The 15,119-nt window shown below is 73.1% G+C and carries 13 protein-coding genes; 8 read left to right on the top strand and 5 right to left on the bottom strand.

The features are described from left to right. Positions 1-21: 21 nt before the first annotated feature. From QQA02_RS01530 to QQA02_RS01510, 5 genes are all read left to right on the top strand, one after another. Complete coding sequence (locus tag QQA02_RS01530; RefSeq protein WP_284773080.1) at positions 22-1,164, top strand: glycosyltransferase family 4 protein; 1,143 nt, start codon at positions 22-24, stop codon at positions 1,162-1,164. Positions 1,165-1,251: 87 nt separating this feature from the next. Further along, on the top strand, positions 1,252-2,238 hold the full coding sequence (locus tag QQA02_RS01525; protein WP_284773081.1) for an ROK family protein: 987 nt from the start codon (positions 1,252-1,254) through the stop codon (positions 2,236-2,238). 140 nt (positions 2,239-2,378) lie between these two features. Beyond that, positions 2,379-3,230, top strand: a complete 852-nt coding sequence (locus QQA02_RS01520; protein ID WP_284773083.1) for a lysophospholipid acyltransferase family protein — start codon at positions 2,379-2,381, stop codon at positions 3,228-3,230. Positions 3,231-3,482: 252 nt separating this feature from the next. Then, positions 3,483-4,709, top strand: a complete 1,227-nt coding sequence (locus QQA02_RS01515; RefSeq protein WP_284773084.1) for an acyltransferase family protein — start codon at positions 3,483-3,485, stop codon at positions 4,707-4,709. Continuing rightward, positions 4,702-4,884, top strand: a complete 183-nt coding sequence (locus tag QQA02_RS01510) for a hypothetical protein (RefSeq protein ID WP_284773085.1) — start codon at positions 4,702-4,704, stop codon at positions 4,882-4,884. The genes QQA02_RS01515 and QQA02_RS01510 overlap by 8 nt, the downstream gene beginning before the upstream one ends. A 48-nt stretch (positions 4,885-4,932) precedes the next feature. Here the strand turns inward: QQA02_RS01510 and QQA02_RS01505 are convergent, their stop codons facing one another. Beyond that, on the bottom strand, positions 4,933-6,297 hold the full coding sequence (locus QQA02_RS01505; protein ID WP_284863069.1) for a glycosyltransferase 87 family protein: 1,365 nt from the start codon (positions 6,295-6,297) through the stop codon (positions 4,933-4,935). 206 nt (positions 6,298-6,503) lie between these two features. Here QQA02_RS01505 and QQA02_RS01500 point away from each other — a divergent pair, with 206 nt between their 5' ends. Together QQA02_RS01500 and QQA02_RS01495 are read left to right on the top strand one after the other, a co-directional pair. After that, positions 6,504-7,049, top strand: coding sequence for a polyadenylate-specific 3'-exoribonuclease AS (locus QQA02_RS01500; protein WP_284773087.1), 546 nt, complete (start codon positions 6,504-6,506; stop codon positions 7,047-7,049). Positions 7,050-7,092: 43 nt separating this feature from the next. Next, positions 7,093-8,481: a class II 3-deoxy-7-phosphoheptulonate synthase gene (locus QQA02_RS01495; protein ID WP_284773088.1), complete on the top strand. Its 1,389-nt coding sequence runs from the start codon at positions 7,093-7,095 to the stop codon at positions 8,479-8,481. Positions 8,482-8,676: 195 nt separating this feature from the next. Here QQA02_RS01495 and QQA02_RS01490 read toward each other — a convergent pair whose 3' ends face one another. Beyond that, the gene (locus QQA02_RS01490; protein WP_284863068.1) at positions 8,677-11,145 is read right to left on the bottom strand and encodes a protein kinase domain-containing protein; all 2,469 of its coding nucleotides are present in this window, start codon (positions 11,143-11,145) and stop codon (positions 8,677-8,679) included. 83 nt (positions 11,146-11,228) lie between these two features. Between QQA02_RS01490 and QQA02_RS01485 the strand changes: the two genes are divergently transcribed. Continuing rightward, a complete protein-coding gene (locus QQA02_RS01485) occupies positions 11,229-11,594 on the top strand; it encodes an Rv2175c family DNA-binding protein (RefSeq protein ID WP_284863067.1) in 366 nt (121 codons plus the stop codon). A gap of 18 nt (positions 11,595-11,612) precedes the next feature. Here QQA02_RS01485 and QQA02_RS01480 read toward each other — a convergent pair whose 3' ends face one another. From QQA02_RS01480 to QQA02_RS01470, 3 genes are read right to left on the bottom strand one after another with little or no spacing between them, the layout of a single operon-like run. Continuing rightward, positions 11,613-13,328 carry an alpha-(1->6)-mannopyranosyltransferase A gene (locus tag QQA02_RS01480; RefSeq protein ID WP_284863066.1) on the bottom strand — a complete coding sequence of 572 codons (1,716 nt, stop codon included), beginning with the start codon at positions 13,326-13,328 and terminating at the stop codon, positions 11,613-11,615. Next, entirely contained in the window at positions 13,325-14,413 is a 1,089-nt protein-coding gene (locus QQA02_RS01475) for a polyprenyl synthetase family protein (RefSeq protein ID WP_284773095.1), read from the bottom strand. Before QQA02_RS01475 ends, QQA02_RS01480 begins: the two co-directional genes overlap by 4 nt. Before the next feature lie 46 nt (positions 14,414-14,459). Next, on the bottom strand, positions 14,460-15,053 hold the full coding sequence (locus QQA02_RS01470; protein ID WP_284863065.1) for a GNAT family N-acetyltransferase: 594 nt from the start codon (positions 15,051-15,053) through the stop codon (positions 14,460-14,462). Positions 15,054-15,119 lie beyond the last annotated feature (66 nt).

Genomic DNA, 15,119 nt, shown 5'->3' with positions numbered 1-15,119 from the left:
CCGGAGGCTCGCACAGACTGCATGTCCAAGGTCCTGCTGGTCACCAACGACTTCCCGCCGACCGTCGGCGGCATCCAGTCCTACCTGCGTGACTTCGTCGAGCACCTCGGCGCCGACGAGATCGCCGTCTTCGCCTCCACCCAGGACGCCGAGGCCGCCCGCGCCCACGACGCCGCCGTCGGCTACCGCGTGCACCGCTGGCCGCGCCGCGTCATGCTGCCCACCCCGGCCACAGCGCGCGAAATGGCCCGCGTGATCGTCGAGGAGGGCGCCGAGACCGTCTGGTTCGGTGCCGCCGCGCCCCTGGGTCTGCTCGCCGACGCCGCCCGTCGCGCCGGCGCGCGGCGCATCGTCGCCACCACCCACGGCCACGAGGTCGGCTGGTCCATGCTGCCGGGCGCGCGCCGGCTGCTGCGCCGCATCTTCCGCCGCGCCGACGTCGTCACCTACATCTCCGACTACACCCTCCGTCGCCTCGCGCGCCTGCTGAGCGGAACCGAACTCGTCCACCTGCCCTCCGGCGTGGACACTGACCTCTTCCGCCCGATTGACGACGCCGCGCGGGCCGACGTGCGCGCCTCCTTCGGCGTCGGCGCGGACGCGCCGTTGGTGGTGGTCATCTCCCGCCTGGTGCCGCGCAAGGGCCAGGACCAGCTGATCCGCGCCTGGCCGGCCGTGCGCGGCAAGGTGCCCGGCGCCCGCCTGCTGGTCGTCGGCCGCGGCCGCTACGAGTCCACCCTACGCATCCTCGCCCGCCGTGCCGGGGAAGGCGTGGAGTTGACCGGCCCGCTCGACTTCGACCGCATGCGCGCCCTGCTCGCCGCCGCGGACGTGGCCGCCATGCCCGCGCGCACCCGCTTCGGCGGCCTCGACGTCGAGGGGCTCGGCATCGTCTACCTCGAGGCGCAGTCCAGCGGCGTGCCCGTGCTCGCCGGGCGCTCGGGCGGCGCGCCAGAGACCGTCACCCCGGAGACCGGCGTCGTCGTCGACGGCTGCGACCTGCCGGCCATCGAGGAGGCGCTCGTCGGGCTGCTCTCGGACCCGGAGCGCCGCGCGCGGATGGGCCGGGCCGGCCGCGCCCACGCAGAGGGCGCCTGGAGCCGCGGTGAGATGGACCTCCGTCTGCGTCGCGCGTTGGGGCTGGGGGAGGGCCCTGGCCTATAATTTCCACTTTGACCGAACGCGACCCCGCAGCTGCGGGGTCCTGAGGCGAACCGAAACCCTGACCCGACCGGAAAGGTCCAGCCGCACATGATCGCGAGCCCGCGCACCGACGCCCAGGCCCTTTCGGGCCTCACCGTCGGCTTCGACATCGGGGGCACCAACCTGCGTGCCGCCGTCGTCGACGCCGAGGGCCACATCGTCGACTCCGCGGCCATGGCCTCCTCGGGTACCGCCACGGGCCTCGAGGACGGTATCGTCCGGCTCGTCGGCGAGCTCTCCGCGCGCAACCGCATCGAGGCCGTCGGCGTGGCCGTCGCCGGCTTCCTCGACGCCGAGTGCGAGACCGTCCGCTTCGCCCCGCACCTGCCGTGGCGCGACGCGCCGGTGCGCCGCACCTTGGCCGACCGCCTGGGGCTGCCGGTGCGGCTCGAGCACGACGCGAACTCCGCGGCCTGGGGCGAGTACCGCTTCGGCGCCGCGACGGGCGTGCGCGACTGGGTGCTCTTCGCTGTGGGCACCGGCATCGGCACCGCCCAGATGCACGACGGCGAGATCTTCCGCGGCGCCTACGGCACCGCCCCGGAGCTCGGCCACCTGACCGTGGTGCCGGGCGGGCGGCGCTGCCCCTGCGGCAAGCTCGGCTGCCTGGAGCGCTACTGCTCGGGCACCGCGCTCGTCGTCAGTGCCGTCGAGATCGTCCACTCGCACCGCTTCCACGGCTCCAAGCTGGCCGAGCACGTCCGCCGCGACCCCTCGGCCGTGACCGGCGAGCAGGTCATGGCCGCCGCCCGTGCCGGGGACCCGGCCGGCAAGGCCGTCGTCGACGACTTCTCCGACTGGTTCGGCCAGGGCCTCTCCGTGATCGGCGACCTCTTCGACCCGGAGCTGATCCTGCTCGGCGGCGGGGTCTCCCGCGACGCCGACCTCTACCTGCCCGAGGCGATCGAGACCTTCGAGTCCGGGGTGGTGGGCACCGGCTACCGGCCCACCGCGCGCGTGGCAGTCGCGGAGCTGGGCGCCGACGCGGGTATGATCGGTGTGTCCGATCTGGCGCGTCGCGCCGCGCGAGCGTGACCTGGTTCGTGCGACCATGTGGCCAACGTGGCCGTGTCGCAGAAGCACGGGGCAGCGCGGGCACGTGACCTCAAGGAGCGCAACGCGTGCACTCCGACCGCCGAAACCCCCGCGCCGGCGCGGGGCAACGAGGGAGAGCTATGCATAACAAGTGGTACTGGACGTTCAAGCACATCCTGATGGGGCCGTTCCTGCGGGTGTGGAACCGTCCGGTCCTGGAAAACGGGCAGAACATCCCGGAGGAGGGCTCCGCGATTCTGGCCTCCTCGCACCAGGCGGTCATGGACTCCTTCTACTTCCCGCTGCTGTGCGACCGCCAGCTGACCCACCCGGCCAAGAAGGAGTACTTCACCGGCAAGGGGATCAAGGGCGCGATCAAGCGCTGGTTCTTCACCACCGTCGGCCAGGTCCCCGTCGACCGCCAGGCCAAGGGCGCCGGCGAGACTATGGCCGCGGCGGCCCAGAAGGTCTTCGACCGCGGCGACTTGTTCTGTATCTACCCGGAGGGCACCCGCTCGCCCGACGGCCGCATCTACAAGGGCCACACCGGCATGGCGCGCATCGCCCTGTCCACCGGCGAGACCATCATCCCGGTCGGCATGGTCGACACCCGCAAGGCCAACCCGATCGGCACCACCTTCCCGCGGCCGCACAAGGTCCGCGCGATCGTCGGCGCCGGCATCGACCCGCTGGCCTGGGCGCGCAACCGCCGCATGGACCCGGCCGACCACGAGACCGCCCGCGCGCTGACCGACTACGTCATGCACACGCTCTCCAAGATCACCGGCTACGAGTACGTCGACGCCTACGCCTCCGAGGTGCGCGCCTCGCTCGAGGCCGGCAAGGGCTACCCGGCCAGCACCGAGCCGAAGGGCGACCCGGCCGCCCGCCGCCCCGGCCACTACCCGAAGAACGGCGAACACGCCGTCAAGGACGCAGAGAAAGCCGCCGAGAAGGCCGCGGAGAAGTCCTCCGAGAAGGGCGCCGACTAGGGCACAGGTGGCCCGCGCCGCCAAGCGGTGGGCAGCACTCCGCACTCCACCGCGGGGGCGGCCCCCGCCGGGCCCCGCACGCGCCCCGGCACCCCGTCAACCAGGGCGTTCGCGGAGCCGGATAAACCGGCCCGCATGCCCCGGGGCCGCCGAGCCATTTTCCCTGCAAGGGTTCCTGCGGCTATCCTGTGCCCCACGCGCGGCACCGAATCCGCCGCGACAGGTCCAGCACAGCCACCTCGAGGGAGCCCCATGATCCACGCGTCCCGGCCCGCCACCGGGCTCTCCGCCGTGGCTCCCGAGCGTAAGAAAGTGCGCCTGGCCTGGCCGGACGTGGCTAAGGGCCTGTCGATCATCGGCGTGGTCGTCCTGCACGTCTGCCTCGAGGTCCCCAACGGCATGGAGACCGCGATCGCGGGCGTCAACCACGTCCTCGACCCGCTGCGGATGTGCCTGTTCTTCCTCGTCAGCGGCCTGTTCTCCGCGAAGGTCATGCAGATGACCTTCAGCGAGCTCTTCTGCCGCCGCCTCTGGTTCTTCATCGTGCCCTACGTGCTGTGGACGCCGGTGGAGATGTCGCTCAAGCGCCACCAGTGGGAGCTCCTCTTCGACCAGGAGATGCCCGGGCCCGGCACCTATATCGCGGCGGTCGTCTCCAGCGAGAACATGTACTGGTTCCTCTGGGCCCTGATCGCCTTCAACGTCTTCCTGTGGGCCACCCGCCGTCTGCCGCGGTGGGCCGCGCTCGCCCTGACGCTGACCCCGCTGCTGATCCTGCCGCTCAACCAGGAGTTCACGGCGGTGGCCCAGGCGATCATGTTCCTGCCAGTGTTCATGGTCGGCGTCCACTTCAGCCTGGCCATCCGCCAGTTCGCCACCGAGCCGGTCGCCCCGGTCAAGGTCGTCGCCTCGGTCGCGCTCTACATCGCCGGCTTCGCCGTCTACGCGCTGTGGCGCCTGGTCGCCGACTTCGGCCTCGACCCGGTGGCCTGGCCGCTGTGGCCGGGCGCGGTCATCCGCCCCGACGAGATGTGGATCGTCGTGCGCGCCGTCGGCCAGATGCTCATGCTCCCGGCCGCCGTCCTCGGCGCGCTCGCACTGTCGAAGGTCCCGTTCGTCTCGGGCTTCCTGCAGTTCGTCGGCCGCCACACCCTGCCGATCTACCTGGGCCACCCGATCGCGCTGACGCTGATCTTCACCCCGATGTTCCTGGCCACCGACGGCATGGAGATCGGCACCGGCAGCGGCGGGTTCGCCACCCGTACCGGCGTGTGGTTGGTCATCGGCATGCTGGCTGCCGCGCTCGGCTCCTTCGTCCTCTGGGCGCTGGCCCGGGTGCCGGTGATCGGCTGGTCGCTCAAGCCGCCGCCCATCGAGCCGCTGCGGCAGCGTATCCTCGCCCGGGTGCACCACAGCGCCCCGCGAGCCGAGGGCGCACAGCGAATCGGACAGCCCACCGGGAGGCGACACCATGACTGACAAGGCCAAGAAGATCGTCATCGTCAGGCTGGCCCTCGTCGTCGCCTTCACGCTGGCCTACGTCATCCTCGCCGCCCTCGAGTTCCACAAGGAGCTCGTCGGCTCGGTCGCGGTGGTCCTCATCATCGCCGCGATGTTCGTCCCCGTCCCCGGCGAGCGCGCCCGCAGGCACTGAACCCCCCCCAACTGACGACGCCCGCGGCACCCACCGCGGGCGTTTCCCTCACTCCTGGCGCGTGGCGGGCGCCGGGGCGCCCGCGGCCTGCGGCCACAGCAGCACGCGCGGGCTGAGAAGTGCGAGCACGATCAGGGCGACGGCCAGCAGCAGGTAGCTGGAGCCGGCCAGGTGCTGCCAGGCGGACCAGGCCAGCTCGACGTCGCTGCCGCGCGGCAGCCAGGTGTGCGGCTGCACGGCCATCGCGACAACGGCCAGCCCGGCCCAGATCCGTCCGGTAAGGGTGCCGGAGAGCGCGGTGACCAGCGCGGCGGGGATCAGCCACACCCAGTGGTGCGACCAGGAGACCGGCGAGCAGACCAGCGCGATCAGCGAGACAAGCACGAGCGTGCCGGCGGCCGCCCCGCGCGGCCGCGCGCGCTTCGCGGCCTCGGCGGCACCGGCCTCAGGGACCCCGGCACCGGCCCCGGTCGTGGCCGCCGCGCCGAGCGCCGCCGCGCCCCGGGCCCGGCGGGCGAGCAGGATACCGGCGACGGTGACCGCGGCGATGGTGGTCGCCACGGCCACCAGCCACACCCCGGTCTGCCGGTCGCCGGTCAGGCGCACGATCATGCCGGTGGCCGACTGGTTGGTCGAGTACGCCAGTCCGCCGATGCGCTCCGGGGAGCCGAGCGCGGAGAACCAGTACTCCTTCCACACCGCGACGTCCGGCAGGGCCGAGAGGAGGGTGAGCGCCACGGCGGTGGCCACCATGCGCGCCGCGCCGGCCCAGTCGCGGCGCAGCAGGAAGTACAGGCCGAAGACGGCCGGGGTCAGCTTCACCGCGGCGGCCAGGCCGGCGAGCATCCCGCGCGGCACGCGCCCGCGGCCCAGGGCGTCGTAGGCGACGAGCCCCATGAGCAGGATGTTGACCTGGCCGAAGTCGAAGGTCTGCGAGGCGGGCTCCAGGAACGCGCAGACGGGCGCGGCAACCAGCGCCCAGCGGCGCGACGCGACGTCGTCAAGCGGGGTGGCGGAACGCAGGAACAGCGCGATGACCACCCACAGCACCACGGCGCTCGCGAGGTTGAGCAACGCGCCGCCGAGGCCGAGCGGCAGCAGCCGCAGCGGGGCGAAGAGCGCGGCCGCCAGCGGGGGATAGGTGAAGGGCAGCTCGATGCCCTGGGTCTCGAAGCCCATCGAGTAGATCGGCAGGCCCTCCGCGTAGGCGTCGCCGCCGCCGCGGTAGACGCCGAAGTCCACGAGCCTGCGCCACATCAGTCCCTCGCCGCCGCGCAGCGCGCGCATGTCGATCATCCAGTAGACCGCGACGACCACGGCGGCGACCGCGCCGAAGGTCAGCAGGCCGCGCGGCGGCCCGGAGATCGGGCGGTCGCGGCGTGCGGTGGGCTCGGGGACGGGAACGGTGCTCACCCGGGTGAGTATAGGGTGCCCGGCCACGTCTGACGACGCCCCGGCCCGCCCCAGGTGTGACCGGCGCGCGCCTGGTCGTCCACGCGGTGGGACGTGGCCGCTAGACTGTGAGCACGGCCACCGTCTCCGGCCCCGCAGCGAGGTGGGCGGGCGGCCGAACCGCCGAGACGAGACACGGACGACGAGTAAAGGAAGCGGGCAGGCCGTTGCGGTACTTCTACGACACCGAGTTCCTGGAGGACGGTCGGGTCATCGAGCTGGTCTCCATCGGTGTGGTCGCCGAGGACGGCCGCGAGTTCTACGCCGTCTCCACCGAGTTCGACCCGTCCCGGGCCAACCCGTGGGTGCGCGAGCACGTGCTGCCGCAGCTGCCCCCGCCCGAGGACCGCGCCTGGCGCCCGCGCGCCCGCATCCGCAGCGACCTGACGGAGTTCCTCACCGGCGGGGAGGGCGTGCCGCGCCGCGAGCGGCTGCACCCCGAGCTGTGGGCCTGGGTCGGCGCCTACGACCACGTCGTGCTCGCCCAGCTGTGGGGCGACATGTCCGGGCTGCCGCGCTCGATGCCGCGCTACACCCGCGAGCTCAAGCAGCTCTGGGAGATGGCCGGCCGGCCCGGCCTGCCCGATCCGCCGCGCGGCACCCACGACGCCCTGGTCGACGCCCGGTTCAACCTGGTGAAGTTCCGCCGCTGCGTGGCCGCGCTGCCCCTCGGCGAGGACAACCGCGTGCTGCGCGGAGGCGGCGCCGGGTGACGCGGTTGATTCCTTTCGGGGCCAACATGCTTTAATGAATCGCGTGAGCTGGACTGTAGACATCCCCAAAGAAGCCCTGCCGGATCTGCCGCCGTTGCCGGACGGCATCAGGGAGGCGTGGGAGGACGTCATCTCCCGTGAGGCCCACCAGCAGCCGAACTGGGACCGGCGCGACGCCGACCAGGTGCGCAAGATCCTCGAGTCGGTGCCGCCCGTGGTGGTCGCCCCCGAGGTCTACGGCCTGAAGAAGCAGCTGGCCGACGTCGCCAACGGCAAGGCCTTCCTGCTGCAGGGCGGTGACTGCGCCGAGACCTTCGAGTCGAATACCGAGCCGCACATCCGCGCCAACATCAAGACGCTGCTGCAGATGGCCGTCGTGCTGACCTACGGCGCCTCGACCCCGGTCATCAAGGTCGCCCGCATCGCCGGCCAGTACGCCAAGCCGCGCTCCTCGGACCACGACGCCAACGGGCTGCTCAACTACCGCGGCGACATCGTCAACGGCGTGGCCCCCACCGAGGAGGCCCGCCGCCACGACCCGGCCCGCATGGTGCGCGCCTACGCCAACGCCGGTGCGGCGATGAACCTCGTGCGCGCCCTGACCGCCTCGGGCACCGCGGACCTCTACCGGGTCACCGAGTGGAACCGCCAGTTCGTCGCAAAGTCCTCGGCCGGCGCGCGCTACGAGGCGCTGGCCAAGGAGATCGAGCGCGGCCTGCGCTTCATGCAGGCCTGCCAGGTCGACGACTCCTCGCTGCGCACCGCGGAGGTCTTCTGCTCGCACGAGGCGCTGCTGGCCGACTACGAGCGCGCCATGCTGCGCCTGCACGAGGACGAGGACGGCCGCCTGCGCCTGTGGGACCTCTCCGCCCACCAGCTGTGGATCGGCGAGCGCACCCGCGGCCTCGACGACTTCCACATCAACTTCGCCGCCCTGATCGCCAACCCGGTCGGCCTGAAGATCGGCCCGACGATCACCCCGGAGGAGGCCGTCGCCTACGCCGACCGCATCGACCCGAACTACGAGCCCGGTCGCCTGACCTTCGTCTCGCGCATGGGCTACGACAAGGTCCGCGAGGTCCTGCCGGGCATCGTCAAGGCCGTCGAGGAGTCCGGGCACAAGGTCGTCTGGCAGTGCGACCCGATGCACGGCAACACCTTCACCGCCTCCAACGGCTACAAGACCCGCCACTTCGACAAGATCCTCGACGAGGCGCAGGGCTTCTTCGAGGTGCACCGCAGCCTGGGCACCCACCCGGGCGGCCTGCACATCGAGCTGACCGGCGAGGACGTCACCGAGTGCCTCGGCGGCGCCGAGGACATCACCGACGTCGACCTGCCGGGCCGCTACGAGTCCGCCGTCGACCCGCGCCTGAACACCCAGCAGTCCCTCGAGCTGGCCTTCCTGGTCGCCGAGATGCTGCGCCGCTAGGTGCGCCCGGCCCCGCGCGGTGCGTGGGGCCGTGATTGACGACGCCGGCGGTGCGCGCGTGTGCGTGCACCGCCGGCGTAGTCGTGTCCGGGGTGCCTGGGGCACCCCGGGCGCCTGCATCGCCGGCGCCGGGGCCGGCGGAGGAGCTGGGGCGTGCCGGGCGTGCGGCCTGTGGCGGGACCGGCCCGGCGGCGGCTAATCGCCCGTGGTGGAGAGCTTGACCGTGTCGTCGGGGGAGGCCGTGCCGCCCGCGCGCGGCGACTGGCGGTAGACGCGCCCGTCGCCGGTGGCCGGCGAGGGCTTCAGCCCGGCCTCCTCGATGGTCTCGCGGGCGTCGGCGGCCTTCTTGCCCACCACGCGCGGCACCTTCACCTTGCCCGGCAGTGTGACGGTGACCCGCGGGTCGGCGGGGTCGACGAGCTCGCCGGCCGCGGGAGAGACCGCCAGCACCTCGTCGGCGCTGTCCGCGGTGCGCGAGTCGTCGCGCTTGACCTCGACGGTCAGGCCTGCGTCGGCTAGCTTCGTGCGCGCCGCGTCGATCTTCTCGCCGACGACGTCCGGAACCTCCACGGCGTTGGAGACCGTCAGCTGCACCGAGGACCCGCGCGTGGTGGCGGTGCCCGTCGGCGGGTCGGTGGTGATCACGTGGCCGGCCGGGGTCTCGGCGTCGAACTTCTCCACCGTGCCGGAGACCTTCAGGCCCGCGCCCTCGAGCACCTCGGTGGCCTGCTGCGTGGACATGCCCGCCACGTGCGGGACCTCCACCGGGGCGGGCCCCTTGCTCAGGTGAAGCGTGACCATCGAGCCGACCGGCACGGCGTTGCCGGCGGCCGGCTCGGTTTTGGCCAGGTCGCCCTCGGCGACGTCGTCGGAGTGGACCTCCTCGCCGTACTCCCAGTTCAGCGTGCGCTCGGAGAGCAGCTGTTGGTAGCGCGCCGGGTTCGCGCCCTCCTGGATCTCGGGCACGGTGGGTCGGCCCTGGGAGACGAGCACGGTGACCTCCCGGCCGCGGACCTGGCGGTCGGGGAAGTCCGGCTCGGTGCCCGTGGAAAAATCGACCGGGATGTCGTCGTCGTAGACCTCGCGGGTGACCGCGGAGAAGCCGGCCTCCTCCACCTGGGCGACCGCGCTCGAGCGGTCCAGCCCGATGACCTGCGGGATCTCCCCGTAGCGGCCCGAGCCCAGCCACCAGCCGCCCACGGCGACGGCCGCGAGGATCACCGCGACCACGGTCAGCCAGGCCGCCAGTCGCCACGGCGAGCGGTTCGACAGCGGCTTCTCCGCGCGCGTCGCCCGGCCCTCCTCGTCCGGCGGCGCGCCGTCGTAGTCGTCGTAGTCGGCGGGGCGGTCGTCGTAGCGGTCCGGGGAGCGGTCGTCGTAGGTGCCGTCGTAGCCGTCCGGGCCGGCCGCGGGGTAGCCTGCGGTGCCGTAGCCGGCGTCACCGAAGAGCCCGTCGCCGTCGGCCGCCGGCAGCAGCGCGGTGCCGTACCCGCCCGGCCCGGGGCCCACCGGACCGTCGGGCGCGCCGGGGCCGCCCCACCGCGTCTCGCGCGGGTCCCGCCACTCCCCGGGGTGGTCGTCGGCCCCGTAGCCGTCGGCGTAGTCATCGGTCCCGTAGCCGTCGGGCCCGTCGCCGCCTTCGTCGCCCTCGCCCTCGCCCTCGGCGGGCAGCAGCGTCGTGTCGTCGGCGTCCGGGTCCCGACGGTCCGGGCCGCGGAAGCTGAGCACACCGGTCGGCGCCAGCACCCCGGCCAGCCCGGTGGTGTCCGTGGGCACCGCCGCCGCGCGGTGCGCGGCGGCGTCGTGCGGCACGGGCACGCGGAAGGTCGGCAGCAACAGCTCCCGCGCGACGTCGTCAAGCGCGTCCAGGAACTCGGAGGCGTCCCGGAATCGCTGCTCGGGATCGCGCACGGTGGCCCCGGCGACGAGCTCGTCGAAGAGCCCCGGCACGCCGCTGATGCGGCTCGACGGGGCGGGCACGTCGTCGTCGAGGCGCGCGTAGGCGTGCTCGAGGGCCGTCTCCCCGTTGAACGGGGTGGTGCCCGTGAGCAGCTCGAAGAGCATCACGCCGGCGGAGTAGACGTCGCTGGCCGGCGTCAGCTCGTCGCCGCGCACCTGCTCGGGCGAGAGGTAAGCGGCCGTGCCGACGATCTTGTCGGTGCGCCCGGTGGCCACGCTCGCGGCGCGCACCAGGCCGAAGTCGGCGAGCTTGACCGAGTGGTCCGCGCCGATGAGCACGTTGTCCGGCTTGAGGTCGCGGTGGATCATGTCCGCCGCGTGCGCGGCCGCGAGCCCCGTGAGCACCGCGCGCATCACCGCGGCGGCCGCGTGCGGCGGCATCGGCCCGCGCTCGGCGAGCAGCTCGCGCAGAGTGCCTCCCGTGATCAGCTCCATGACCAGGAAGATCACGTCGCCGTCAGAGCCGAAGTCGTAGACGCCGACGAGGTTGGGGTGCGTCAGCTGCGCCATCGCGCGGGCCTCGCGGCGGAAGCGGTGGCGGAAGACGGGGTCGTCGACGTAGCGGTCGTCCATCACCTTCACGGCGACCGCGCGCGCGAGACGCATGTCCACGCAGCGGTAGACGGTGGACATGCCGCCGCGCGCGATGGGGTGGTCGATGCGGTACCGCCCCTCGAGCATGTCGCCGATCTCGAGATGACTCATGGCTACCAGTATGGGGGACGGCGGCGCCGCGGCAAACACCGGAGGCGGGCCGCGCGGCGGGCGCACAGCTTAGAATCGGTGCCGTGAGTATCCAGACAACCTCCCGTGACGCCCTGCCCGCCGACGAGCCGCTGCTCCTCCTCGAGGAGGCCGCCGAGCGCCTCGACGTGCCGGTCACCAGGGTCATCGACCTGCTCAAGGAGCACAAGATCATCGCCGTGCGCGCCGACGGCGCGACCGCCGTGCCCGAGGCCTTCTTCGACGCCAGGCGCGTCAACAAGTTCGTGCCCGGCGTCATTGCGCTGCTCTCCGACGGCGGCTACGACGACGAGGCCATCCTGCGTCACCTCTTCACCGGGGACGACACCCTGCCCGGGCGCCCCGTCGACGCCCTGCACGGGCACAAGGCCCGCGAGGTCATGCGCCGCGCCCAGGCGATGGCGTTCTAGTCCCGGCCCAGTCCCGGCTTAGCGTGCGCCGGCGTCGGTTCTCCCGGCGCCGGCTTTTTCGGCCCCGGGCCGGGCGGGGCTTCGCTTTCCGACGCCGCGCGTCGGCGCGGCGTTGACGGGGGAGCGGTCCGGCACCGCGAGTGCGCCCACGGCCACCCAGGCGCACAGCGCGGCGATCGCCATGAACGCCACGTTGTAGAGCTGGTGGTTGCCCGAGCCGGTGAAGGCGACGGCGAGGACCACCGAGGCCCCGGCCGTCCACTGCACCAGGGCGCGCGGCACCGGGGTGACCGCGACGAGGGTGAGCAGGCTGGCGTAGTACCAGGGCAGCGAGACCGCGTTGAAGACGAAGGCCACCGCGTAGGCCACGGCGATGCCGCGCACGGCCTGCCGGTCGTTCTCGCGGAAGAGCCACCAGACCACGACCAGGCCGAGCAGCATGAGCACGCTGCCGATCGTGCGGAAGACGCCGAGCGGCTCGTTGAAGGTGAACGAGTCGTCGAGCACGCGCACGCTGTCGGTGACCAGGCCCGCCAGAAGCGACGGCAGGCTCAGCGGGTTGATCACCTTCGAGTTGCCGGAGATCTCGGCGAGCCAACCCCAGGACGCGCCCGAGGCCCAGGTCACCAGCGAGATCACCGCGACGGTGCCGGCGGTGCAGGCCGCGCCGGCGCCGAGGAAGGCGGCGAAGACGCGGCCGCGCGGGATCGCCGAGAGCGGCAGGTCGGCGGCGTCGGTGCTGGCAGCGCCGTCAGCGCGCCGGGTCAGCCGCGTGCCCAGGTGCCGGGTGGCCAACCAGACGACGAAGGGCAGCGCGATCGCCGCGGTCGCCTTCAGTGAGACGGCCACGGCGATGATCGCCACGCCGGCCACGAACCGCCGGTCGAGCGCCGCGACGAGGCCCAGGCTGACCAGCCCGACCATCAGCGACTCGTTGTGCATGCCGCCGACCATGTGCAGCACCAGCACCGGGTTGGCCACGCCCAGCCAGGTCGCCAGCGCGGGGTCGGCGCCCAGCCGGGCGGCGATGCGCGGCACGGCCCACAGGATCGCGGCTATGCCGGCCACCGACACCAGCTTGTAGAGCACCACACCGGCGGTAACGTGGTCGCCGACCAGGCGCGTGATGCCCTCGCCGAGCCACAGGTGCAGCGGCCCGTAGGGGGTGGTGGTGTTGCGCCAGTCGTGCGAGACCTCGAGCAGCATCGGGCCGGGGTTGGCGGCCGCGCCCTGCGTGTAGGGGTCGAAGCCGTCGCGCAGCATCGCGCCCTGCATCAGGTACGAGTAGACGTCGCGCGAGAGGATCGGCGCGGCCAGCAGCAGCGGCAGGGTCCACGCGGTGGTGCCGCGCACCACCGCACCCAGGCGGCGGTCGTCGGCGAGCGGTCCCAGGAACGTGCGGGTGAGATTGCCGACGTCCCGTGCGTCACCGCCGGCCACGTCCGTGGCGGCGCCTGCGGCGAAGACGGTGCGCCGCCCCGCGAGGATCCAGGCGGCGACGAGCAGGAAGATGCCCAGCCACAGGATCGAGCCGCACACCCCGGCTGCGTGGCCGTAGGCGAGCACGTTGAGGCCTAGGGCGTCGAGCACCCCGCCGCGGTTGCGGATGGCGCCGGCCCCGAACGAGGACGTGGCGATCAGCACGGTGGCCACCGTGCCGAGGACCAGCGGCGAGGGCAGGCGGTCCAGGAGGGCTCCGAAGCGCGCCGGGACGCCCACCGGCGAGGCGCTCACCGGTGGCGGGCGGTGGCGCGCACCGCCAGGTCGGAGAGCACGTCGCGGGTCTCGTCGGGGAGGCCCTCGAGGTGGGCGAGGCCAGACTCGAGCAGCGCGCTGATGCGCTCCTCGACCTGCTCGCGCGCGCCCGTCGCGGCGATCGCGTCGGTGACCCGGGCGATGACCTCGGGGTCGGCCGAGCCGACGCCGGCGCGCAGCCGGGCGGCGGCCTCGGGGTCGGAGGCGTCGGCGCTGGCCAGCGCCAGGGCCAGCAGCACGGTGCGCTTGCCCTCGCGGATGTCGTCGCCGGCGGGCTTGCCGGTGACCTCCGGGTCGCCGAAGACGCCGAGCAGGTCGTCGCGCAGCTGGAAGGCCACCCCGACGTCGCGGCCGTAGCCGCGCAGCTTGCCGACGGTCCCTTCGTTCGCCCCGGCGAGCGCGGCACCCAGGTGCAGGGGGCGCTCGATGGTGTAGGCGGCCGTCTTGAAGCGGTTGACGGCGTCGGCGTCGGCGGGGTCCTCGCTGCCCAGCGCCTCGAGGGCGATGTCGAGCAGCTGGCCGCCGATGACCTCGGTGCGCATGGCGCGCCAGGGCTCGCGCACGCGACGCAGCGCGGCGTCGGAAAGCCCGGAGTCCTGCAGCATGTCCTCGGCCCACACCAGGGCGAGGTCGCCGGTCAGGATCGCGGCGGATTCACCGAAGTGGCCGGCGTCGCCGAGCCAGTCGCCGTCGTGGTGGCGGCGCTCGACGGCGCGATGCACGGTGGGCGCGCCGCGGCGGGTGTCCGAGGCGTCGATGATGTCGTCGTGGATGAGCGCGCAGGCCTGGATGAACTCCAGCGAGCTCACGGCGCGGAGCACGGCCTGCGGGTCCTCGTCGCCGGCGAGGCCGTCGGCGGCGGTGAAGCCGACCCAGCCGTAGAGGGGGCGCACGCGCTTGCCGCCGTCGAGGACGAAGCGGCTCAGGTGCCCGACGGCGCGGGCGACCGGCTCGCCGACCTTCGCGGCGTCGGGGGTGCGGGCGGAGATGTACCCGCGCAGGACCTCCGTGACCGCGGCGGGTACCTCGGCGGGCCGGAGAGTGCGGGCGTCCGGTGTCGTCATGGCTGTCAGCTGCCGTCCTTTCCCGGGGGAGCTGCCACGCGGGGCGTCAGTGGCGGGTGTGGTCCGCCCCCAAACTTACCGGGTGACCCGGCAGGGGCAGCGGAGCCCCCAGCACGGCGAAGCGGCGCGAGTCGCCGTCGAAGCGGAAGTCGCGCAGTACGTCGCTGAAACCGGCCGAGCGATAGAGGTGGAAGGCGGCGTTGGTCTCGTTCTCGACCTCCGGGGTGGACAGCAGCACGTGCGGGTGCGGCTGGTTCCACACCAGCTCGCGCAGCAGCCCGCGGCCGGTGCCGCGGGACTGGCGGCGCGGGTCGACGTGGATCTCCGCGAGCTCGAAGTAGTCGCGGCCCAGGTCCTCCAGGCCGCGGGGCTTCAGGCCCCGCATCACCTGGTGGTGCCACCACACCTGCGGGGTGCCGGAGAAGCCGTAGGCCAGGCCGGTGATGAACTCGCCGCGGTCGGTGCGCTCGGTGGCGATGACGCTGGTGAAGCCCGCCAGGCGGCACTCCTGGCGCCACACGGCGATGCGGCCGGAGCGGATGGCGGGGTCGTAGCCCATCGCGTCGATGTAGATGTCCACGAGTTCGGGGGTGAGCAGATGGAACTCGGGAGCCGTCAGGCGGCGCAGGGATACGGTCATGGGCCCATGCAACCACCGTCGGCCACCCCGCGGCACGTGAGGGGGTGGGGTGTGTGGGGAAGAGGG

It is taken from the genome of Corynebacterium sp. MSK006, from assembly GCF_030232385.1.
GTDB lineage: Bacteria > Actinomycetota > Actinomycetes > Mycobacteriales > Mycobacteriaceae > Corynebacterium > Corynebacterium frankenforstense_A.
The sequence above is the reverse complement of the archived record's forward strand: the minus strand, read 5'-3'. Positions and strand labels throughout refer to the sequence as shown.

What these genes read in the sequence shown, in the direction of transcription:
- QQA02_RS01525 (WP_284773081.1), top strand. Translation starts at nt 1,252, where the DNA reads ATGATCGCGAGCCCGCGCACCGACGCCCAGGCCCTTTCGGGCCTCACC.
- QQA02_RS01530 (WP_284773080.1), top strand. Translation starts at nt 22, where the DNA reads ATGTCCAAGGTCCTGCTGGTCACCAACGACTTCCCGCCGACCGTCGGC.
- QQA02_RS01515 (WP_284773084.1), top strand. Translation starts at nt 3,483, where the DNA reads ATGATCCACGCGTCCCGGCCCGCCACCGGGCTCTCCGCCGTGGCTCCC.
- QQA02_RS01490 (WP_284863068.1), bottom strand. Translation starts at nt 11,145, where the DNA reads ATGAGTCATCTCGAGATCGGCGACATGCTCGAGGGGCGGTACCGCATC.
- QQA02_RS01470 (WP_284863065.1), bottom strand. Translation starts at nt 15,053, where the DNA reads ATGACCGTATCCCTGCGCCGCCTGACGGCTCCCGAGTTCCATCTGCTC.
- QQA02_RS01520 (WP_284773083.1), top strand. Translation starts at nt 2,379, where the DNA reads ATGCATAACAAGTGGTACTGGACGTTCAAGCACATCCTGATGGGGCCG.
- QQA02_RS01475 (WP_284773095.1), bottom strand. Translation starts at nt 14,413, where the DNA reads ATGACGACACCGGACGCCCGCACTCTCCGGCCCGCCGAGGTACCCGCC.
- QQA02_RS01510 (WP_284773085.1), top strand. Translation starts at nt 4,702, where the DNA reads ATGACTGACAAGGCCAAGAAGATCGTCATCGTCAGGCTGGCCCTCGTC.